At 67.1% G+C, this 19634-nt stretch carries 17 protein-coding genes; 4 read left to right on the top strand and 13 right to left on the bottom strand.

What is annotated here, in order from left to right; all coding sequences use genetic code 11:
* Nucleotides 1-95 precede the first annotated feature (95 nt).
* From EBL84_RS07430 to EBL84_RS07410, 5 genes are all read right to left on the bottom strand, one after another.
* The gene (locus EBL84_RS07430; protein WP_190287903.1) at nucleotides 96-1046 is read right to left on the bottom strand and encodes a diguanylate cyclase; all 951 of its coding nucleotides are present in this window, start codon (nucleotides 1044-1046) and stop codon (nucleotides 96-98) included.
* The gene (locus EBL84_RS07425; protein ID WP_123140233.1) at nucleotides 1043-5563 is read right to left on the bottom strand and encodes a PAS domain S-box protein; all 4521 of its coding nucleotides are present in this window, start codon (nucleotides 5561-5563) and stop codon (nucleotides 1043-1045) included. Before EBL84_RS07425 ends, EBL84_RS07430 begins: the two co-directional genes overlap by 4 nt.
* Nucleotides 5564-5678: 115 nt before the next feature.
* Nucleotides 5679-6209 carry a hypothetical protein gene (locus EBL84_RS07420; protein WP_123140299.1) on the bottom strand — a complete coding sequence of 177 codons (531 nt, stop codon included), beginning with the start codon at nucleotides 6207-6209 and terminating at the stop codon, nucleotides 5679-5681.
* Between the two features lie 93 nt (nucleotides 6210-6302).
* Nucleotides 6303-6614: a hypothetical protein gene (locus EBL84_RS07415; RefSeq protein ID WP_062276070.1), complete on the bottom strand. Its 312-nt coding sequence runs from the start codon at nucleotides 6612-6614 to the stop codon at nucleotides 6303-6305.
* A gap of 142 nt (nucleotides 6615-6756) precedes the next feature.
* Nucleotides 6757-7839: an adenylate/guanylate cyclase domain-containing protein gene (locus EBL84_RS07410; protein ID WP_123140232.1), complete on the bottom strand. Its 1083-nt coding sequence runs from the start codon at nucleotides 7837-7839 to the stop codon at nucleotides 6757-6759.
* Nucleotides 7840-7981: 142 nt separating this feature from the next.
* Here EBL84_RS07410 and EBL84_RS07405 point away from each other — a divergent pair, with 142 nt between their 5' ends.
* Nucleotides 7982-8407, top strand: a complete 426-nt coding sequence (locus EBL84_RS07405; RefSeq protein ID WP_123140231.1) for a hypothetical protein — start codon at nucleotides 7982-7984, stop codon at nucleotides 8405-8407.
* On the opposite strand, the gene EBL84_RS07400 is transcribed toward EBL84_RS07405, so the two are convergent.
* Nucleotides 8408-8818 carry a YidH family protein gene (locus tag EBL84_RS07400; RefSeq protein WP_123140230.1) on the bottom strand — a complete coding sequence of 137 codons (411 nt, stop codon included), beginning with the start codon at nucleotides 8816-8818 and terminating at the stop codon, nucleotides 8408-8410.
* A gap of 155 nt (nucleotides 8819-8973) precedes the next feature.
* Here EBL84_RS07400 and EBL84_RS07395 point away from each other — a divergent pair, with 155 nt between their 5' ends.
* The 3 genes from EBL84_RS07395 to EBL84_RS07385 all read left to right on the top strand — a co-directional run bounded on the left by EBL84_RS07395 (nucleotide 8974) and on the right by EBL84_RS07385 (nucleotide 10846).
* The gene (locus EBL84_RS07395) at nucleotides 8974-9489 is read left to right on the top strand and encodes a YbaN family protein (RefSeq protein ID WP_123140229.1); all 516 of its coding nucleotides are present in this window, start codon (nucleotides 8974-8976) and stop codon (nucleotides 9487-9489) included.
* 15 nt (nucleotides 9490-9504) lie between these two features.
* On the top strand, nucleotides 9505-10341 hold the full coding sequence (locus EBL84_RS07390) for a sirohydrochlorin chelatase (protein ID WP_123140228.1): 837 nt from the start codon (nucleotides 9505-9507) through the stop codon (nucleotides 10339-10341).
* Nucleotides 10342-10435: 94 nt separating this feature from the next.
* Complete coding sequence (locus EBL84_RS07385) at nucleotides 10436-10846, top strand: PilZ domain-containing protein (protein ID WP_123140227.1); 411 nt, start codon at nucleotides 10436-10438, stop codon at nucleotides 10844-10846.
* A gap of 49 nt (nucleotides 10847-10895) precedes the next feature.
* Here EBL84_RS07385 and EBL84_RS07380 read toward each other — a convergent pair whose 3' ends face one another.
* The 7 genes from EBL84_RS07380 to infB form a co-directional block, all read right to left on the bottom strand.
* Complete coding sequence (locus EBL84_RS07380) at nucleotides 10896-11858, bottom strand: transporter (protein ID WP_123140226.1); 963 nt, start codon at nucleotides 11856-11858, stop codon at nucleotides 10896-10898.
* A gap of 147 nt (nucleotides 11859-12005) precedes the next feature.
* On the bottom strand, nucleotides 12006-12752 hold the full coding sequence (locus tag EBL84_RS07375; protein ID WP_123140225.1) for a molybdopterin-binding protein: 747 nt from the start codon (nucleotides 12750-12752) through the stop codon (nucleotides 12006-12008).
* Nucleotides 12753-12853: 101 nt separating this feature from the next.
* A complete protein-coding gene (pnp, locus tag EBL84_RS07370; protein ID WP_123140224.1) occupies nucleotides 12854-14953 on the bottom strand; it encodes a polyribonucleotide nucleotidyltransferase in 2100 nt (699 codons plus the stop codon).
* 188 nt (nucleotides 14954-15141) lie between these two features.
* A complete protein-coding gene (gene rpsO, locus EBL84_RS07365; protein ID WP_062276050.1) occupies nucleotides 15142-15411 on the bottom strand; it encodes a 30S ribosomal protein S15 in 270 nt (89 codons plus the stop codon).
* Nucleotides 15412-15574: 163 nt separating this feature from the next.
* A complete protein-coding gene (gene truB, locus EBL84_RS07360) occupies nucleotides 15575-16498 on the bottom strand; it encodes a tRNA pseudouridine(55) synthase TruB (RefSeq protein ID WP_123140223.1) in 924 nt (307 codons plus the stop codon).
* A 2-nt stretch (nucleotides 16499-16500) separates the two neighbouring features.
* Nucleotides 16501-16893: a 30S ribosome-binding factor RbfA gene (gene rbfA, locus EBL84_RS07355; RefSeq protein ID WP_123140222.1), complete on the bottom strand. Its 393-nt coding sequence runs from the start codon at nucleotides 16891-16893 to the stop codon at nucleotides 16501-16503.
* Between the two features lie 22 nt (nucleotides 16894-16915).
* Nucleotides 16916-19624 (bottom strand): translation initiation factor IF-2, encoded by a 2709-nt coding sequence (infB, locus tag EBL84_RS07350; protein ID WP_123140221.1) that lies wholly within the window; start codon nucleotides 19622-19624, stop codon nucleotides 16916-16918.
* Between the last annotated feature and the right edge of the window lie 10 nt (nucleotides 19625-19634).

Below are 19634 nucleotides of genomic sequence, written 5' to 3'. Positions count from 1 at the left end.
CCCCGGGTGCACCTGCGCCCACGCCTCTCCCCAACCGTCGATCAACTCACCCGACGACCTGATACCGATCAATCTCGGCGCTTGGCACCTACCGCTCACAGCGCAGGCTCGACACGATTGCGCCCGCCGGTCTTGGCCAGATAGAGATTGCGATCGGCAACCCGCAGCAGCGTCTCGGGCGATGCCTGCTCATCGGGAATGATGGTGGCGCAGCCGAAGCTCGCGGTCAGACAGGGGCCTTCGCCGCGCTCGGCCGAGGCCTGGGCAAAGCGGGTCCGGATCTCCTCGCGGATCATCTCGGCAAGGGCACAGGCGCTCCCGGCATCGGTCTCGGGCAGCAGCAGCACGAACTCCTCCCCCCCATAACGCGCCAACAGATCGGCCGGGCGTTTCAGGTGCACAGCGGCACAGCGGGCAATACCACGCAGACATTCATCCCCGACCAGATGCCCCCAGGTATCGTTGACGGACTTGAAGTGGTCGGCATCGACCATGACCACCGAGAGCGGTGTCTGGCGCCGCCGCCCGCGCCGCCACTCGCGCTCGAACTGCTGATCGAAGACGCGCCGATTGGCCACTCCGGTCAGGCCATCGCGCTCGGCAAGCAGCGCGAGCAGATCGCTCTTGCGCTTGAGTTGCACATGGGTGTTGATCCGCGCCCGCAGCACCGCCGCCGAGTAGGGCTTGGTGACGAAATCCACCGCCCCGGCCTGCAGCCCCTCGGCCTCGAGGCGGGGGTCCTGATCGGCAGTGACATAGATCACCGGGATCTCCGCGGTGAGCGGGTTGGCGTGCAATTGCCGACATACGTCCAGCCCGTCGATGTCGGGCAGATGGTAGTCGAGCAGGATGAGCTCGGGGGCGTCGGCGGCCAGACGCAGCGCATCCTTGCCGTTGGTGGCAATGATCAGGGTGTAGGTCTCGCCAAGGATCCTGGCGATCAGGCGCAGACTGGTAGGGTCGTCCTCAACCACCAGCAGACGCGGCCGCTCCGGCCCGATCAGGCCATCATAGGGGTCGCGGACATCGACGATCGGCGCACTCATGATGATGCCAGCCTCTCTCTCATGATCTGCAGGGTCTGCAGGGCCTGTGGATAGGCGAACCCATCGACCTGCGCCAGCAGGGTATCGAGCCGTTCAGCGGCCTCATGTCCGCCCAGGCGCGCGCGCAGTTGCCGCAACAGCTCATCCGGCACCATGCGGTGCCCCTGCAACAGCGACTCCAGCTCCGCGATCAGCGTCTGCGCGGCATCCAGATCCTGCCCGCCGTCATCGATCTCGCTCGCGGCAATATCTCCCTCGGCGGCAAGGTCGGTGGCCAGCGCAGTGCGTAGCGCGACGATGCCCGAGTCGAGCGCGGCCAGACACTCGGCCTCCAGCCCGTCGATGGTCTCGGCGTCGACCGTCGTCGAGGCCAGCGCACGCTCCAATGCCTGCGCCGCATGCTGCACCCGTACCGCGCCGACATTGCCCGCCGCCCCCTTGAGGGTATGCGCCAGACGCAGCGCGCCCGGCCCATCGCCGCCGCTGCGGGCGGCGGCGAACTGCGCGGGCCAGTCGGCGACATCGCGCAGGAAACCATCGAGGACGACCCGCAGCAAGGCGTCGTCGTTGTCGAGTCGCTCGCGCACCGAGGCCAGGTCGAGCTCCTCGCTCGGTGCGGCCCCTGCGGCGACATCCACCGCCGCCGTCTCGCCCTCGGACTCGGCGCCATCGAGCAACCAGCGCAGCAACACCGAGACGAGCTGCCGCGGATCGACGGGCTTGGCGATGAAGTCGTTCATCCCCGCGGCACTCACCCGCTCGCGATCGCTCTCGAATGCCGCCGCCGTCATCGCCACGATCGGCACCTCACGCCCCCGCGCGGTGGCACGGAGCGCGGCAGTGGCCTCGAAACCATCCATCTCCGGCATCTGCAGGTCCATCAGCACCAGGTCTGGCGGCTGTTCGGCAAAGCGCGCCAGCGCCTCGCGACCGTTGTCGGCCATGCTCACCTCCAGCCCCATCTTGCCGAGCATCGCCAGTGCGATCTCCTGGTTGGTGTGATTGTCCTCCACCAACAACACCCGCGCGCCACGGATGCGCTCGGCACCCGCATAGGGACTGGCCTCGAAGGGACGGGGCTCGGGCAGGCCCACCTGCCCATGTTGTTGCAGCCCGATGATGGCATCGAACAGGGATGACTGGGTAAAGGGTTTCTTCAACACCTTCTCGGGCTTCACCGGCGCCTCGACAACCGCTCGCAACAGCGCCTGGTGCTCATAGGCCGAGACCATCACCACGGTAGCCGGCGGATGACCGAGCGCGGCGGCGCCATGCATCTGATCGAGCAGCCACAGCCCGTCATGACGCAGCATTCGCCAATCGGCCAGCACCAGCGAGAAGGGCTCGCCCCGCTGATCGGCCTGCAGGATCCGTCCGAGCGCATCGTCGGTGTCGGCGACACTGTCGACCGCCAGGCGCCAGCTACCGAGATAACGCGCGAGGATCTCGCGCGCCTCGGCGTGGCTATCGACCACCAGCACCCGCCCGGGCGTGAGCGCCTCGACATGATTCGAAACAACCTCGCCATCAGCGATCTCGAGCGGCAGCGAGAACCAGAAGAGACTGCCCTCGCCCTCGCGGCTGTCGACACCGATATCACCGCCCATCAGCCGGACCAGTCGATCACAGATGGTCAGCCCCAACCCGGTTCCGCCGAAGCGGCGCGTGGTCGAGAGATCGGCCTGGCTGAAGGGCTGGAACAACCGCACGACCTGCTCGCTGCTGATCCCGATACCGGTATCGCGCACCTCGAAGCGCAGCCACCGCCGGCCGCCCTCCTCCCCCTCGCCCCGCACCGCGAGGACGACATGTCCCTGATCGGTGAACTTGATGGCGTTGCCGAGCAGGTTGTTGAGCACCTGCCCCAGACGCAGCGCATCGCCACGATAGCAACCGCTCAGTGAACGAGGCGCGTCGATCAGCAGCTCCACGTCCTTCTCCGCGGCAGTGACGGCGAACAGCTCGGCGCTCTCACGCAACAGCTCATCGAGCACGAAGGGGGCCGTCTCCAGCTCGACCTTGTCGGCGTCGAGCTTGGAGTAATCGAGGATGTCGTTGAGCAACCCCAGCAGCGCCCGGGCCGAGCGCTTGACCTTGCCCACCAGCTCACGCTGTTCCGGCTGCAGCGGGGTATCGAGCAGGATCTCGAGGAAGCCGAGCACGGCGTTCATCGGCGTGCGCACCTCGTGGCTCATGTTCGCCACGAAGTCACTCTTGGCGGCACTGGCCGCGCGCGCCTCGGCGGTGCGCTCCTCCACCCGACGCTCCAGGTCGAGATTGAGTGCCTGCAGATCACGCTCGGCCTGCTTGCGCGCGCTGACATCACTGACCACGATCAGGCCGCCGATCAACTGACCGTCCTCGTCGAACAGCGGGGCGGCGGCAACCTCGGCCGTCCACTGACGACCATCGGGGAGAGACACCTCCAGCTCCGAGGCGGGGATCGATCGCGCCTCGCGTACCGCACGCTGCAGCGGCAGCTCATCGGTTGTCAGCTGGCGGCCATCAAGACAGTAGCGGACCTTTGAACCAAAGGCGTCAGGATCTATCGAAGAAGCTGAGAGGTTGTCATCGTCGCCGAGCCCGAACAGACGTCGCAGCGCGGCATTGCCGCTGACGCGACGACAGTCGAGCGTATTGGTGAAGCCGACCCCGACCGGCAGTGCCTCGAGCAGCGCCTCGAGACGCGCCGTCATCGCCTGCAGCCGTGCCTCGATGCGGCGGCGTCGGGTGACGTCCAGGGTGATGCCACCGAGTTGGCCGCGCTCGCGCCCGGCGATGGGATAGAGTCGACCGCGAGCACTGATCCAGTGCTCGGAGCCATCCGGCCACAGCGTCCGGTACTCGGTGACATAGTCCTCTCCGGTGTGCACCGAGCGCTGCACCAGGGCGTCGACCCGTTCACGATCGGCCGGGTGCAGCGCCTCGAAGAAGCGTCGATAGCTGACCTCGGTATCGGCCGAGAGGCCGAACTGCGCCTTGCAGCGATCACTGAAGAAGAGGACGTCATCACCGATGTCCCAGGTCCAGACCCCGGCCTCGGCGGCATCGACGGCCAGTCGCAACCGCTCCTCGCTGTGGCGCAACCGCTCCTTGGCCTGCTTCTGCTCGGTGATGTCGAGCACCAGGGCGACGATGTCGGTCACCACCCCGCCACCATCACGTACCGGCGCAACGGCCACCGTCACCCAGATGCCCTCGCCATCGGCACGATGGCAGCGCTTGTCGAGCATGCACGAACGCCCCTGCTGCAGGACGGTCTCGAACATCCGCGCATCGGCCTGCGGATCCTCGGAGGTGGCGAGATCCGACCAGCGCCGGCCGATCAGGTCATCACGATCGCGACCGACGATCTCGCAGAAACGCGCGTTGACCTGCTGCAACTCTCCCTGCGGGGACATCACCATCATCCCCGCGAGCCCCTGGTCGATGAAGCTGAACAGGCCTCGCTGCGCCTCGAGACGCAGCGCCGCCTCGCGCATCCGCTCGACCCGGCGCTGGCTGCGCTGCAGCGCCCAACCCGCGCCGAGGATGACGGTGAGCAGCCCGGTGAGGATGGTGGCATAGCGCAACCAGACGGCGATGAGCTCGGCGCGATAGACCCCGCGCGGCACATGATCGACCACCTTCCACGCGCCGGCGGCGGCATCCTCGAACCGCGCCGGATCACGCGCCACCACCTGCGCTGGCACCAGGGTGTCGAAGCTCCACAGACCGTCATCGTCCTCGAACTGGCCACGCATCGCGCCGGAGATCCGTGACCAGGCGGCGGGGTGACGTACCGCGAGGTTCAGCTCGGGACGCCCGCGCATGAACCCCCAGGCATCCTCGGGGCGTGTCGCCCGCAGCCAGTAGCCCTCGTGATTGAGCAGCCAGGTGCTGGTCTGACGCACGCCACCCAGCGCATCGAGCAGACGCACGCCCAGATAGTTGATGACGATGATGCCGCAGTCGCGTCCGCTGCGATCGGCCACGCGCGCGGCCAGGCGCAGCACCGGCTTGAAGGGTTGCTCGACCCCGCCGTACTCGACATTGAGATCGAGCGGCGAGACATAGATCTCACCGAGCGCCAACGCCATGGTCGCGGTGAAGTAATAGCGCGCCGACTTGTCCTGCAACGCGATCGGCGCGGTCGCGCGCGGCCCCTTCGGCGACTGATCGATACGCACGCGCTCCATGCCGGTCTCGTCGATCCAGCGCACCTGGTCGTACTGCGGCTTGGCCGTCATGAAGGCCCCCCAGTCGCGCTGCAGCGCCGACTGGCTCGCCCCCAGTTCATCGGCACAGGCGTTCAGCGCCCGACCCTGGGTCAGATAGCGCAGGTCACGACCGACCTCGCCCAACATCCGTTGCAGGGTCTCCGTGTCGTGCAGCGCCGCCTGCTCGCTCTCGATGAAGAGCCGCGCCGTCACCTGCTGGGTCGCCGCCCAGGCGGCGAAACCGACACCGACCAGGGAGGCCAGGGCCGCAACCATCAGCCAGACCAGCTGAGCTGCCTGCAATGCCCTCCAGCTCATGCTCCCTGCCTCCGCGGAAAGTATCACTGCATGGATATAATCGGCGCGCGGCGGCGCCTTTAAACCCCCCGGCCCGTCGATTGCCGACGAAGCGCTCCGGGCACGAGACCGGCCGCTACTCGCCCGCCGGCGCCGGCCCCGGCGATTCGAGCGCGGTGTCGGTCGAGGCGCGGAGGGTCTTGCGATCGGTGACGGGTGCGCACCCGAGCGTCTGTCCGAGCACCCGGTGGGCGCGCTCGGTGATGAACGTGGGCGACAGCCGGCGCTCGGCGAACAGCACCCGGCGTTCGGCGACAGCATCCAGATAGAGCAGATCCGTCGCGCCCGGCGCGAAGGGGCGGCGGCTGATCCGCGCAACGCGCCCCAGGTTCAGCCCACGACCATCGTCGAGCAACACCAGGTGCGGCGCCAGCCCGCGCGCCGGATCGGGACGCGGGAAGTCGAGCACCGCGAGCAGCTCGCAGGGACGATCGCTGAGATGGGCGCCGAGCTGGCCGACGCCCTCGATCAACTCGACGAGATAGATGGTCTCACCGACGGCGTGCCGCAACCGCTCGACCTGGCGCTGATAGTCGGCGCCCGGCCATAGGTCGTCACCCGCGCTCGACACGGTCGCTGCCGACTCACCCTCTGCTGCATGGCGCATCATGGTCTCCCGGGGCTGCTCGTTTCTCGTCAGTCTGCCCCAGCGGCACGGGTTTCGGAAGGCTCGGAAGGGCGGAGTCCTCGAATGACGGGATCAGGCGTAGACGTCGACGCCCAGCACCTCTTCGACATAGGCCCGCTCCTGGTGCTGCTGGACGGACTCGTAGGCGTCGAGGGCACGGCGGGTGCGCGGGTCGGTCCCGCTGTTGGCGACGAGCAGGTCGCGAGATTCCTTGCGCGCCTGCAGGCGCTCAGCGCGTTCGACCTCGGCCACCGGCCGGGCGATGCGCTCGGCCTGATCGGCACGCGGCTGCAGCTGCTCTGGGGTCGCCTGGGGATCGCGCTCGCGCTGCTGATCGAGCGGCAGCGGATAGAGCGGATGCAGCGAGGCGTTGGAGATTTGCATGAGCGCTGTCGGTTCGGGCGTCGGTCGCGGCGAGGCATCAGCAGGGCGCGGTCACACCCGGTATCGGGCGCCTCGCCCGTCAGGCCGGACGGGTGTCGGCATTATTGCCGATACGGACTGAAAATCAACGACCTGACACGCATCAGTGTCCCCAGAGCATGTGATCGACATAACGCTTGACCCGGCGGTGACTGGGGGTATCGATGGCGGTGAACTCCAGGCTGGTACGATAACTCCCCTTGTCGCGCCTGGAGCGCAGCACCCGCGCATAGACCTCCATCGCCTTGCCGGAGCCGATCTCGGGGGCGAGCGAGAGCAGGATCTCGGTGCAGGGCGGCAGCACCATAGGCAGGTCGGCGCTCATCCCATAATAGCTGAGGTCGTGCACCTTGCCGACGAAGGACTCGGAGAGGATGCGCTTGGCCACCACCTGACGGAACTCCACCGGAAAGTCGACCGAGATCCGCGGCGCCTTGCGCGGCTCGACCTCGGGGACCTCGAGGCGCTGCGGCCAGTCGACGGCCTTGAGTTCATAGAGCGTGACCGGACCGGTCTTGCCCTTGACGGTGACCTGGTTGACCGCACCGATCTCGATATGCGAGCCGGCGCCGGCCTGGGCCGATTCGCTGAGCAGGACCTGCCCGCGCAGGCTGTAGTTCTCGATCCGCGCGGCCAGGTTCACCGGATCACCGATGACGGTGTATTCGTTGTGGAGCGGCGAACCGAAGCTCCCGGCCATCAAGCGACCACTGCTGACCGCGACCCCGGCATAGAGGCTCGGCTCGTTCCAGGCGCGATGGTCGCGGTTGAGCGCAACCATCGCCCGCTGCATCTCCACGGCGCAGGCGAGCGCGCGCAGCAGGTCGTCGTCACGCCGCTCGGGGACGCCGAAGACGGCCATCACCGAGTCCCCCATGAACTTGTCGACCACCCCGCCGTAGCGGGTGACCAGCTCGACCATGCGGGTGAAGAAGCGGTTGAGCAACCGCACCATCACCTCGACCGGCTGTGACTCGACCAGTGCGGTGAAGCCTCGGATATCGGCGATCACCACGGTCGCTTCGGTGGCGACGATCGGCTGGGACTCGAGCAGGAAGTCGTCGAGTTGGTCGCTCAACCGTGCTCGCAGCGCCTCGATCTCGACCGCTGCCGAGGGGGCGTTGCCGGTTCCCTCGATCGCAGCGAGGATTCGCGCGAACAGCAGTTGTTTATCTTGATGTTGCATGAGACCGGACGAACTCCACCGCGTCAGAAATTGACAATCTTCATGGGGTTCGATCCCTCGATCGGCGAAGCTGATTCATCCTCAGAATTCAGGCAGTGTCGCAGCATCGCCTCTCCCCCATCCGAACCGGAGACAAGCATTCATGGATCGTTTTACACGGATCTACAGCATCGTGCTCGGCCTCATCGCCATCGGCCTGATGGGGCTGTGGCTCAAGTCGGCCTGGCAGCCGGCGGTCTGGGAACTCGACGAGATCCTGGTCGAGGACTCGATGCTCTCGTCCTATCCCTACCAGTTCCGTGTCCGCGCCTTCAGCGATGGTGTCGCCACCATCTCCACGCCGCGCTCGTTCGACATCCCGGCGATCCGCTTCCTGGAGATCATCCATCCCAACCTCGCCAACAAGGCGCAGGATGATCCCAAGATGATTGCTGCCCAACAGGAATTGATCAACCATCAGAAACGCGCCCAAGGGTTGATCCTCGCCCAGCCCCAGGTCGAGCGTGTCGACTGGCTGCTCGACACCCAGTGGCTGGCCGATCACGGGGTCCAGGTCGGCACGCGCTGATCAACCGCTGCCGGCGGGCTGGGGCGGGGCCGCCCCGCCCCAGGCGTACTCGTGCAGCAGGTAGCCGCCGACCAGCCCGCCGAGCAGCACCAGCAGCAGATTGAGCACGACCCCGCCGCCCAGCAGATAGCCTGCCGGAATCTCTTCCGGCGCCAGGGTGCGCAACACCCGCCGGTGCTGACGCACCGAGTACAGCGCGCAGCCGGCCCCGAGCAGAATGAAGCACTCCCCGAGCAGCAGACTGAGGGGCCGCGCCAGCGGCGGCCGGGCAAGTGGCGCGAACTGATCGAGCGCCATCCCGAGACGATCGATGGCGAACCCGAAGGCCTGCAGCGACAGACTGGTTCGGGTCCAGGCCAGCAGCGTACGCTCGGCGGCGAAGAGTACCCGGGGATCCTGCAAGGCGGACATCGACGCCCCTCCTGGTGCTGGTGTCACCGCCCCGGTCACCGGGACAGGGGCGTGGTAAACGACTATAGTTATGCCCCTCGAGTCACGGATCGCCCAGGCCCCTCGACCTGCGCCGTCCCCATGCCATCGACCGTTCGTTCAGACAGGGTTTCCCAATGCAGGTCAGCGCTCGCATCCCCGCCAAGCTGAAGGCGATCCTCGGATCGCATCGCCGTCAGATCTTCAATCTCCTGGCCTGGTGCTGTTTCGGCCTCGGTTTCGTCGGCATGCTGGTGCCGCTGATGCCGACCACGGTGTTCTGGATCTGCGCCGCCTGGCTGTGGCTGCGCAGTCGTCCCGAGCGGGTACGCTTCCTGATCGATCATCCGCGCTTCGGTGAGTCGATCCGCGATTTCCTCGAACACGGCGAGATCTGCCCCACCGGCAAGAAGGCCGCCATCCTCAGCATGGCCGGCAGCTATCTGATCTGGTTCTCGCTGATCGGCCCCGGGCTGTGGCCGGCGCTCACCGTGGCCACCATCCTCGCCCTGGTCGCCACCTGGATCGCCACCCGCCCCGACAATCGCCACCGCCGCCGAGCCCGTCAGCAGCAAGCGCAGGTTCGGGTCGGACTCGACGAGCTGGTCTCCTCGGCCGAGCCGGCCACCGAGACGCGCGGCGTCTCGCGCTGATCCCTCTCGACCATCATGGAGTCGGTCCTGCTGCTCGACAACGGCTCGCGCCGCGCAGACGCGGTCGACGCCCTGCGTCGTCTGGCCGAGACGCTCGGCGCCCGCTGCGGCCTGCCGATCGAGCCGGTCTCGCTCGCCCACGCCGATCGCATCCCCGCCGATCGCCTCGACGGTCGGCCCGCGACGCTGCTCGAACCCCTGCTCGAGGCGCGTCTCAGCGCCGGCGCGCGCGATTTCCTGATCCTGCCACTGTTCTTCGGCCCCAGCGCCGCACTCACCGAGGCCGTGCCCGCGCTCGTTGCGCGACTGCGCGCACGCCACGGCGACTTCGCCCTGCGGCTCGCCCCCGAGCTCTGCCCGCTGCCGGCGGGCGAACCCCTGCTCACCCGGATCCTCGCCGAGCAACTCGCACGCCTTGCCGAGACCACCGGCGATCGGCCACGACGGGTGATCCTGGTCGATCACGGCTCACCCAACCCCGAGGTCAGCGCGGTACGCGCCTGGTTGGCGGCACGCCTGGCCGAGCGACTTGGTCAGGTGGTCGAGCTGGATCAGGCGGTGATGGAGCGCCGCCCCGGAGCGGCCTACGACTTCAACGGGCCACTGCTCGAGCAGCAGCTCGAACGGCTCGCGGGCAACGAGTGCGACTCGCCGATCTTTCTCTCGATGTTGTTTCTCGCACCCGGCCGCCATGCCGGCCCAGGCGGCGACATCGCCGAGATCTGTACCCGGGCCGAACAGGCCCATGCCGGGCTGCGCATCCATGTCTCCGGGCTGGTCGGGGAGCACCCGCTGCTCCCCGAGATCCTCGCCGCGCGACTACGGCAACGGGCGACGCATCACCGACTCTGACCGGGCAGCGCGACTCGCAGGGCGCTTGAGGCGATCCTCGGTCTCCCCCATCCTTGCCCGATACGACCTCTGTTCGTGCAGCCGCAGAGCCAAGATGCGCCGCTTTCTCCGTCACCCCTCGGACATCCCCATCCACTACCGACTGCCCAACCGCAACCGCCGGCGGCGCAACCGGCTGTGCAATATCGGTCAGGGCGGACTCTGTTTCCTCTCCTGCAGACGGCTACCGGTCGGCGAATCCATCCAGGTCGAGATCCCGGTCGCCCAGCCGCCCTTCCGCGCCGAGGGGGTGGTGGTGTGGTGCAGACCGCGTCGCGGTCTGTTCGAGGTGGGGGTGCATTTCGCCACCGACGAGACCAGCTACCAGCTCAGGATGGTCGAACAGGTCTGTCGGATCGAGCACTACCGGCGCCGGGTACGTATCACCCAGGGACGCGAACTCAGCAGCGAACAGGCCGCAGAGGAATGGATCCGGCGCCATGCCGCCGACTTCCCCTCTGGTTGAGCGACGGCGACACCGACAACCGACATCGATGCCGCCAGCGCGGAGACGATCAATGGAAGTGATGGACGTAGCGCAGGTTCATCCGCGCGCCCTCGGGGCGGTTCTCGGCGCCGGTCTCCCAGAAGGCGTTGAAGAACAGATGATCGTGGGGGCTGAGGTGATAGAGCGCCCCGGGACCGATGGCGAATACCCGCTCCTCGCTGTCGGCGACCGACTCGCCGTCGATCTTGGAGCGGGTGATCTGTTCGAGATAGTAACCGTTGATGCCCAGACGCAGCCGGTTGGGCAACACCTCGTAGGCGGTGGAGAAGTTGATGTGGATCGCCTGTCCGGCCTGGGTGTCCTCGGCGCCGAGCCCCTTGAAGGGATCGTTGTTCTCGGCGTTCCACAGATAGTGCAGACGCCACGAGACGGTCCAGCGCGGATTGACGAACAGGGTCGCGGCCCAGTAGGGGTTGAACGAGAAGACGTTGCTGCTGGCGTTGATCGGGGCGTCGGCGTCGTAGCTGCCGGTCGGGAGCAGCATCTGCAGCTCGATGCGGTGCATGAAGCGCGGCCCGTTCGGCCCCATGATCGGATCCCACTGCAGGAAGGGACCGACCAGGATATCGCCGAGATTACCCCCATTGGTCGAGAGCGCGAAGTTATCGCCGGGGTCGAGATCGAAATCGACCAGCGGCAGGATCAGGTCCATGCCCCACTTGCCGCCGAACAGCAGCGGCTGATCCGACTGATAGACGAGTTGGGTGAGGCTGAGGTTGAGATCGAGCTCGGCGCGCTCCAGCCCGCGTGGGGTCGGGACCCGCAGATCATCGCCGGCGGCGTCCTTGAGCGCACCGTTGCGATAGAACTGCAGATACTGGCTGGCATACCAGCCCGGCCCGGATGGCGGACCGCCATCGAGAAAGCTGGTGAACCCGAGATTGACCGCCGGCAGATCATAGGCGAGCGCGCCCTGTCCCCAGACCAGCCCCACGGCGGCGACCGCCGCCTTCCATCCTCGCACGCCCATGCACACACCTCGCTGTCGTCTTGATGGCGCGGGGCTGAGCGACGACCGGAACCGTCGCTCGCCCGCCCCAGAATGATGATCGATCGCACACGAAAAGACCGCGCGGATCTTAGAGGAATGCAGGGCGGTTGGCAAAGCCTGGGCCGCTCAGCGCGGCGCGACCTCCTCGATCCGCGCATCGCCCAACGCCTCGCGCAGCGCCGCGAGCGCCTCCTCGAGCCGATCGCGACCACGGAAGCCGAGCAGGATGTGCGGATCCTCGTCCATGTGCGGCAGGCTGAACATCTTCAACTCGGGGAAACGCTCGCCGAAACGCTCCATCAGCGGGACCAACTGGCTCTCGGGGATACCGCGCACCTTGAGCGCGACCTCGCGCTGGCGTGCGGCCAGGCCGTAGCGCGTCTCGAGCACCTGCTCGGCCATCGGCCAGGCCATCTTCGGGAAACCCGGCAGGAACCAGTGGTCACGCACCACGAAACCGGGGATGCGGTTGACCGGGTTGTCGATCAGCGCGCAGCCCTCGGGCAGCTCGGCCATCAGGATCCGGTGCGGATAGGCCGCCTCGCCGAACCTCTCCTCGAGCAGCGCCACCGCCTCGGGATGGCGGGTCAGCGCGACCCCGGCGGCGGCGGCCGCACAGCCGCGGGTATGGTCGTCCGGGGTGGCGCCGATGCCGCCACAGACGAACACCGGCTCGGCGCGCGCCATCGAGAAGCGCAGATGCGCGGTGATCACCTCGGGGTCGTCGGGCAGCATCCACTGCCAGGCCAGCTCGTGGCCGCGACCGCCGATCATCTCCTTGAAACGCTCCAGATGCTGGTCGCGACGCGCGCCGTTGAGCACCTCGTCACCGATCACGATCAGCCCGAAGCGCTGCTGGGTCTCGGTTGCCATCTTTGTCAATCGCTCCTGTCAACAGGGGTTGTTCAACGAAAAAAGGGGGCCTTGCGGCCCCCCTTTTCACGGTCGATCGATCCGGCCCCGAGGGGCCGCGATCACTCGCCGGGCTCGACCGCCTTCATGCTCAGGCGGATACGGCCCTGCTTGTCGACCTCGAGGACCTTGACGCGCACCACGTCGCCCTCGGAGAGCTTGTCGCTGACGCTCTGCACCCGCTCCTCGCAGATCTGCGAGATGTGCACCAGACCGTCGCGACCGGGCAGGATGGTGACGAAGGCACCGAAGTCCATCAGCCGCGCGACCTTGCCCTCGTAGACCTTGCCGACCTCGACATCGGCGGTGATCAGACGGATGCGCTTCTTCGCCTCTTCACCGGCGGACTTGGCCACCGAGAAGATCTTCACCACGCCCTCGTCGTTGATGTCGATGGTGGCGCCGGTCTCCTCGGTGATCGAGCGGATCACCGAACCGCCCTTGCCGATGACGTCGCGGATCTTCTCGGGGTGGATCTTGAACTCGATGATGCGCGGCGCGTGCTCGGACATCTCCTCGCGCGGCGTCGACAGCACCTTGTTCATCTCCTCGAGGATGTGCAGACGCCCGGCCTTGGCCTGCTCCAGGGCGATCTCCATGATCTCCTTGGTGATGCCCTCGATCTTGATGTCCATCTGCAGGGCGTTGACGCCCTCGGCGGTACCGGCCACCTTGAAGTCCATGTCGCCGAGATGGTCCTCGTCGCCCATGATGTCGGTGAGTACCGCGAACTGATCATCTTCCTTGATCAGCCCCATGGCGACACCGGCCACCGGGGACTTGATCGGCACGCCGGCATCCATCAGCGCGAGGCTGGTGCCACAGACGCTGGCCATCGAGCTCGAGCCGTTCGACTCGGTGATCTCGGAGACCACGCGCACCGAATAGGGGAACTCCTCGATGCTCGGCATCACCGCCAGCACGCCACGCTTGGCCAGACGCCCGTGACCGATCTCGCGGCGCTTGGGGCTGCCGACACGACCCGACTCACCGACGCAGAAGGGCGGGAAGTTGTAGTGGAGCATGAAGTGCTCGCGCCGCTCGCCATCGAGTGCGTCGATGATCTGCGAATCACGCTCGGTGCCCAGGGTGGTGACCACCATCGCCTGGGTCTCGCCACGGGTGAACAGGGCCGAGCCGTGGGTGCGCGGCAGCACGCCGGTGCGGATGGTGATCGGGCGCACGGTGGCGTTGTCGCGGCCGTCGATGCGCGGCTCGCCGGCGATCACCGCCGAGCGCACGGTGCGCTTCTCCAGCCCCTCGATCTCGCCCATCACCTGCTGCTCGGTCCAGGCCGCGTCCTCGCCCTCGCACAGCGCGGCCAGGGCCTCGGCGCGGATGGTGTCGAGCGCGGTGTAACGCGCCTTCTTGTCGTGGATGCGATAGGCCTCGGCGATGCGCGTGCCACAGGCCTCGGCGACGGCGTCGGCGAGCGCGGTGTCACGCTCCGGGGCGCTCCACTCGAAGGGCGGCTTGCCGGCCTCGGCGGCAAGTTCACGGATCGCCTCGATGACGACCTGCATCTGCTCGTGACCGAACAGCACGGCACCGAGCATCACCTCCTCGGAGAGACCACGGGCCTCGGACTCGACCATCAGCACCGCCTGCTCGGTGCCGGCGACCACCAGGTCGAGGTCGGAGTCCGGTCCGAGACCGACCACCGGGGGGTTGAGGATGTATTCACCGTCCTTGTAGCCGACCCGGGCAGCACCGATCGGGCCGTTGAAGGGCAGACCGGCCAGGGCCACCGCCGCGGAAGCACCGATCAGCGCCGGCACCTCGGGGTTGACCGCCGGGTTGAGCGACTTGACCGTCGCGATGATCTGCACCTCACGCTTGAATCCATCGGCAAACAGCGGCCGCAACGGGCGGTCGATCAGACGGGCGGTGAGGATCTCGGCCTCGCTCGGGCGACCCTCGCGACGGAAGAAGCCACCGGGGATGCGGCCAGCGGCGTAGGTCTTCTCCTGGTAGTCGACGGTGAGCGGGAAGAAGTCGCGCTCGACACCGGGGCGCTTGTCCACGACCACGGTCACCAGGACCACGGTGTCTTCCATGTTCACCAGGACGGCGCCATCGGCCTGGCGCGCGATCTCGCCGGTCTCGAGCCTGACGGTCTGATTTCCGAATTGGAACTGTTTAACGATAGGGGTGGGAATCACAGGTAAATCCTCGGGGTGTATGGTCCGTCGAAGCTTCGGGCCGTGGACCCCTGCTAACCGCCTGGCGCCGATGCTCGCCGGGGTTGGCAGGGTGGTTGTCGACGCTGACGCCGGTCACATCAGAGACAGCGCCGACGGCCAGACCGGAACCGCGTTCGCGGTCCGGTCCTCGAGCCTTCGAGTACGCGTCAGCGACGCAGCCCCAGGCGCGCGATCAGGTCGCGGTAGCGATCGAGATCCTTGCGCTTGAGATAGTCGAGCAGTTTACGCCGGGAGTTGACCATGCGCACCAGGCCACGGCGCGAGTGATGGTCGTGCTTGTGTTCCTTGAAGTGATCGGTGAGCTGCTGGATACGCGCGGTGAGCAGCGCAACCTGCACCTCGGGGGAGCCGGTGTCGCTCTCGCCACGACGGTACTCTTCGACGATCTTCTTCTTGTCTTCTGCGGTCATGGTCATTGGGTGTCTCCTGGATGAGGCTGACGATGGACAGGCACAGATCCGGCGCCGCCGGATGGATCCTCCGACAATGACCTCAGGGAATCCGACCTGTCGTGGTGTGCGCGGGGCACGCCCGCGATGACGTCCTCCGCACCGCAACGGCGCGGAGGACTGGAAACGTTCAAATCAATCGCTTCGGCTGGACCTTGCCGTCGTCGAGGATGCAGCCGACGCCGAGGAACTGCTCGGAGGGATCATAGAGCCGTACCAGCCCCTCGGTCGGCGCCTGCGGCACCAGCACCGCCTGACCCTGGCGCAGATAGAAGGCGGCATCGGCCGACAGTCGCACCGCCGGCCAGTGACCGAGCGCGGTGTCGAGCCCGAGCAGCTGGGCGTCGAGCTGAGCCAGCGCGCCCTCCTCGGCCCCGGCCATTGCCTCGACCTGATCGAGGGTGACGAAGTCGGTCTCGCCCTCGCGATAAGGCCCGACCCCGGTGCGGCGCAGCGCGCTGACATGGGCCCCACAGCCGAGCTCGCGACCGATGTCCTCGGCCAGGGTGCGGACGTAGGTCCCCTTGGAGCAGTGCACGTCGAGCTCGATCTCGGGCAGCTCACAGCTGATCAGGTCGAGCGCGAAGATCTCGATCTCGCGCGGGGTGCGCTCGACCTCGACCCCCTGACGGGCGAGCTTGTAGAGTCGCTGCCCCTGGTGCTTGACCGCCGAGTACATCGGCGGCAGCTGCGAGATGGTGCCGATGAAACCGGCGATCACCTCGCGCACCCGCGCCTCGTCGACACCCTCGACCGGACAGGTCTCGAGCACCTCGCCCTCGGCGTCGGCGGTGGTGGTGGTCACCCCCAGGCGCACCCGCACCCGATAGCGCTTGTCGGCATCGAGCAGATAGGTGGAGAACTTGGTCGAGTCGCCCAGGCAGCAGGGCAACAGCCCGGTGGCCAGGGGATCGAGACTGCCGGTGTGACCGGCTTTCTTGGCCTGATAGAACCGCTTGACGCGCTGCAGCGCGTCGTTCGAGCTCAGCCCACAGGGCTTGTCGAGCAGCAGGATGCCGGTGATCTTGCGTCCCGGTCTACGGCGCGCTGCCATCGTTAGTCACGCTCCACGTCGGTGTCTTGTGAGTCGTTCCGGTCGGTCGCACCGACGGCTTGGTCGATCAGCGCGGAGAGCCGGGCCCCGCGCTCGATCGAGGCATCGAACACAAAATGCAGTTGAGGGATGGCCCGCAGACGGACACGCTGCGCCAGTGCACGGCGCAGGTATCCGGCGAGCCGACCGTTGAGCAGTCGCTCCTGGATGGCGTGATCGACGTCGTCCGGGAAGCAGGTGAAGTAGACCTTGGCGTGCGCCAGGTCGCGCGTGACCCGCACCTCCTGAATGGTGATGCTGGTCAGACGCGGGTCCTTCACCTCGTCGCGGAGCAGCACCGACAGCGTACGCTGCAGCTCGGCGCCGACCCGCTCGGTGCGGTCGAATTCCTTCATGCTGGGTTGTAACCGTAGCTGATCAAAGTTGACGCGCCCGCTCGGTACGCTCGAACACCTCGATCTGGTCTCCTTCCTGGACGTCGTTGTAGTTCTTCACGCCGATACCGCACTCGGTGCCGGCCTTGACCTCGGGGACGTCGTCCTTGAAGCGACGCAGCGACTCCAGCGCACCCTCGTAGACCACCACGTTGTCGCGCAGCACGCGGATCGGGTTGTTGCGCTTGATCGTGCCCTCGGTGACCATGCAGCCGGCGACCGCGCCGAACTTCGACGAGCGGAAGACATCACGCACTTGGGCCAGACCGATGATCTCCTCGGTGATGATCGGGCTGAGCAGACCGGAGATGGCCTGTTTCACGTCGTCGATCAGCTCGTAGATGATGCTGTAGTAGCGCAGATCGAGCCCCTTCTCCTCCACCACGCGACGCGCGGCGGCATCGGCACGGACATTGAAGCCGAGCAGGATGGCATTGGAGGTGACGGCGAGGTTGGCATCGGACTCGGTGATACCGCCGACGCCGGTGGCGACCAGCGCGACCTTGACCTCGTCGTTGGTGAGCTTGACCAAGCTCTCCTTGAGCGCCTCGAGACTGCCCTGCACGTCGGCCTTGACGATCAGGTTGACGCTCTTCTGCTCGCCGTCCTTGAGCTGGCTGAACAGCTGGTCGAGGCTCGCGCCGCGCTGCTCCTCGAAGCGATGCTGACGCAGCCGCTCGGCACGGAACTCGGCGACCTCGCGGGCACGTCGCTCGTCGCTGACGGTAATCACGTCGTCACCGGCGTTGGGCGCGCCGGAGAGACCGAGCACCTGCACCGGGATCGAGGGACCGGCCGAGTCGACCGGCTTGCCGGTCTCGTCGAACATGGCACGTACACGACCGTACTCGCCACCGCTGACGATGATGTCGCCACGATTCAGGGTACCGGCCTGGACCAGCACCGTGGCCACCGGACCACGGCCCTTGTCGAGACTCGACTCGACGATGGCGCCACGCGCCGGACCCTCGACCGGGGCCTTGAGCTCGAGCACCTCGGACTGCAACAGGATGGCGTCGAGCAGCTCGTCGATGCCGTCACCGGCCTTGGCCGAGACGCGCACCAGCATGGTGTCACCGCCCCACTCCTCGGCCACCACCTCGTGCTGAGTGAGCTCCTGCATCACCCGGTCGGGGTTGGCCTCGGGCTTGTCGATCTTGTTGACCGCAACGATCAGCGGCACCTCGGCGGCACGGGCGTGCTGGATCGCCTCGATCGTCTGCGGCATCACGCCGTCGTCGGCCGCGACCACCAGGATGACGATGTCGGTGACCTGGGCGCCACGGGCACGCATCGCCGAGAAGGCAGCGTGGCCGGGGGTGTCGAGGAAGGAGATCGTGCCCTTCGGGGTGTCGACGTGATAGGCACCGATGTGCTGGGTGATGCCACCGGCCTCACCGGAGGCGACGCGGGTGCGACGGATGTAGTCGAGCAGCGAGGTCTTGCCGTGGTCGACGTGACCCATGATGGTCACCACCGGCGGACGGGTGACCTGCTCGGCCTGCTCGACCCGCTCCTCGAACTCGTCGAGCAGCACGTCCTCGGCATCGCGCTCGTCGGCGAACACCGGCTTGTGGCCCATCTCCTCGACCAGGATCGCGGCGGTGTCGCGATCGAGGCTCTGGTTGATGGTCACCATCATGCCCTGCTTGAACAGCTCCTTGATCACCTGCGAGGACTTCACCGACATGCGGTTGGCCAGCTCGCCGACCGAGATGGTCTCCGGGATCTCGACCTCGCGCACCACAGGTGCGGTCGGCTTCTGGAAGGCGTGCTTGTCGCTGACCTGGATCTTGCCGGCCTTGCGCCGGCGACGCAGACGACCGGCGCTGTCGTCATCGACGCCTCGACGACCGCCACGCACGTCCTTGCGTGCGCCCTTCTTGGCACCACGATCATCGCGATCATCGCGACTCTCGACGCCTTTCTTGACGGTCTTCTTGCCCTTGACGGGCTCGGCGGCGGCGCGACGACTCGGGCCGGGGGCACGCTTCTTGTCGGCGCCGGCATCCGGCTCAGCGGCCTTCTCGGCAGCAACGGGCTTTTCGACGACTGGCGGTGCCTCGGCGGCACGCTTGGCCTCTTCGGCACGGAGGCGCTCGGCCTCGGCCTCGGCCTCGGCGCGACGCTTGGCTTCTTCCTCGCGACGCTTGGCCTCTTCCTCGCGCTGACGGCGCTCCAGCTCCTCCTGCTCGGCGAGACGACGCGCTTCCTGTTCGGCGCGCATCGCCTCGAGCTCGGCGCGGCGACGGTTGTCGTCGAGCGCCGTGCTCGTCGATTTGCGGTCGTTGCCACCCCGACCACGACGATCCGGACCGGAACGACGTCCAGCGCCGCCGGCACCGGGCTCGGCGCGCTTGTAGGTGCGCTTGCGCCGCACCTCGACATTGACGGTCTTGCCACGCACGGTGGGTGCGGGACGCGCGCCGGTACGGGCGCCGGCGGCGGCAGGCTGACGCAACTCGCTGACCGACTTGCGCTTGACCGAGACCTCGCTGGAGTCGGCGCTATCGCCGCCCTCCTCCTTGCCGTGGCTGCGCCGCAGATAGCCGAGCAGCTGCTTCTTTTCCTGCTCGGTCAAGGTGGAATCGGCGCCATTGGCACTGATCCCCGCCTCGTTCAGCTGGGTGAGAAGACGCTCGACCGGGATTCCGACCGTGGAGGCGAGTTGTTTGACGGTAACTTCACTCATGGACTGACCT

This window comes from Marichromatium sp. AB31, from assembly GCF_003718685.1.
In the GTDB taxonomy this organism is placed as follows: Bacteria; Pseudomonadota; Gammaproteobacteria; order Chromatiales; family Chromatiaceae; genus Marichromatium; species Marichromatium gracile.
The sequence above is the reverse complement of the archived record's forward strand: the minus strand, read 5'-3'. Positions and strand labels throughout refer to the sequence as shown.

Bases quoted from the DNA above. Each gene is read 5' to 3' on its own strand.
- EBL84_RS07400 (WP_123140230.1), bottom strand. From the start codon at position 8,818: ATGTCCGCCTTGCAGGATCCCCGGGTACTCTTCGCCGCCGAGCGTACG.
- EBL84_RS07425 (WP_123140233.1), bottom strand. From the start codon at position 5,563: ATGAGCTGGAGGGCATTGCAGGCAGCTCAGCTGGTCTGGCTGATGGTT.
- EBL84_RS07420 (WP_123140299.1), bottom strand. From the start codon at position 6,209: ATGCGCCATGCAGCAGAGGGTGAGTCGGCAGCGACCGTGTCGAGCGCG.
- EBL84_RS07390 (WP_123140228.1), top strand. From the start codon at position 9,505: ATGGAGTCGGTCCTGCTGCTCGACAACGGCTCGCGCCGCGCAGACGCG.
- EBL84_RS07430 (WP_190287903.1), bottom strand. From the start codon at position 1,046: ATGAGTGCGCCGATCGTCGATGTCCGCGACCCCTATGATGGCCTGATC.
- EBL84_RS07395 (WP_123140229.1), top strand. From the start codon at position 8,974: ATGCAGGTCAGCGCTCGCATCCCCGCCAAGCTGAAGGCGATCCTCGGA.
- truB (WP_123140223.1), bottom strand. From the start codon at position 16,498: ATGGCAGCGCGCCGTAGACCGGGACGCAAGATCACCGGCATCCTGCTG.
- EBL84_RS07375 (WP_123140225.1), bottom strand. From the start codon at position 12,752: ATGGCAACCGAGACCCAGCAGCGCTTCGGGCTGATCGTGATCGGTGAC.
- EBL84_RS07385 (WP_123140227.1), top strand. From the start codon at position 10,436: ATGCGCCGCTTTCTCCGTCACCCCTCGGACATCCCCATCCACTACCGA.
- EBL84_RS07405 (WP_123140231.1), top strand. From the start codon at position 7,982: ATGGATCGTTTTACACGGATCTACAGCATCGTGCTCGGCCTCATCGCC.
- EBL84_RS07380 (WP_123140226.1), bottom strand. From the start codon at position 11,858: ATGGGCGTGCGAGGATGGAAGGCGGCGGTCGCCGCCGTGGGGCTGGTC.
- EBL84_RS07415 (WP_062276070.1), bottom strand. From the start codon at position 6,614: ATGCAAATCTCCAACGCCTCGCTGCATCCGCTCTATCCGCTGCCGCTC.
- rbfA (WP_123140222.1), bottom strand. From the start codon at position 16,893: ATGAAGGAATTCGACCGCACCGAGCGGGTCGGCGCCGAGCTGCAGCGT.
- infB (WP_123140221.1), bottom strand. From the start codon at position 19,624: ATGAGTGAAGTTACCGTCAAACAACTCGCCTCCACGGTCGGAATCCCG.
- rpsO (WP_062276050.1), bottom strand. From the start codon at position 15,411: ATGACCATGACCGCAGAAGACAAGAAGAAGATCGTCGAAGAGTACCGT.
- EBL84_RS07410 (WP_123140232.1), bottom strand. From the start codon at position 7,839: ATGCAACATCAAGATAAACAACTGCTGTTCGCGCGAATCCTCGCTGCG.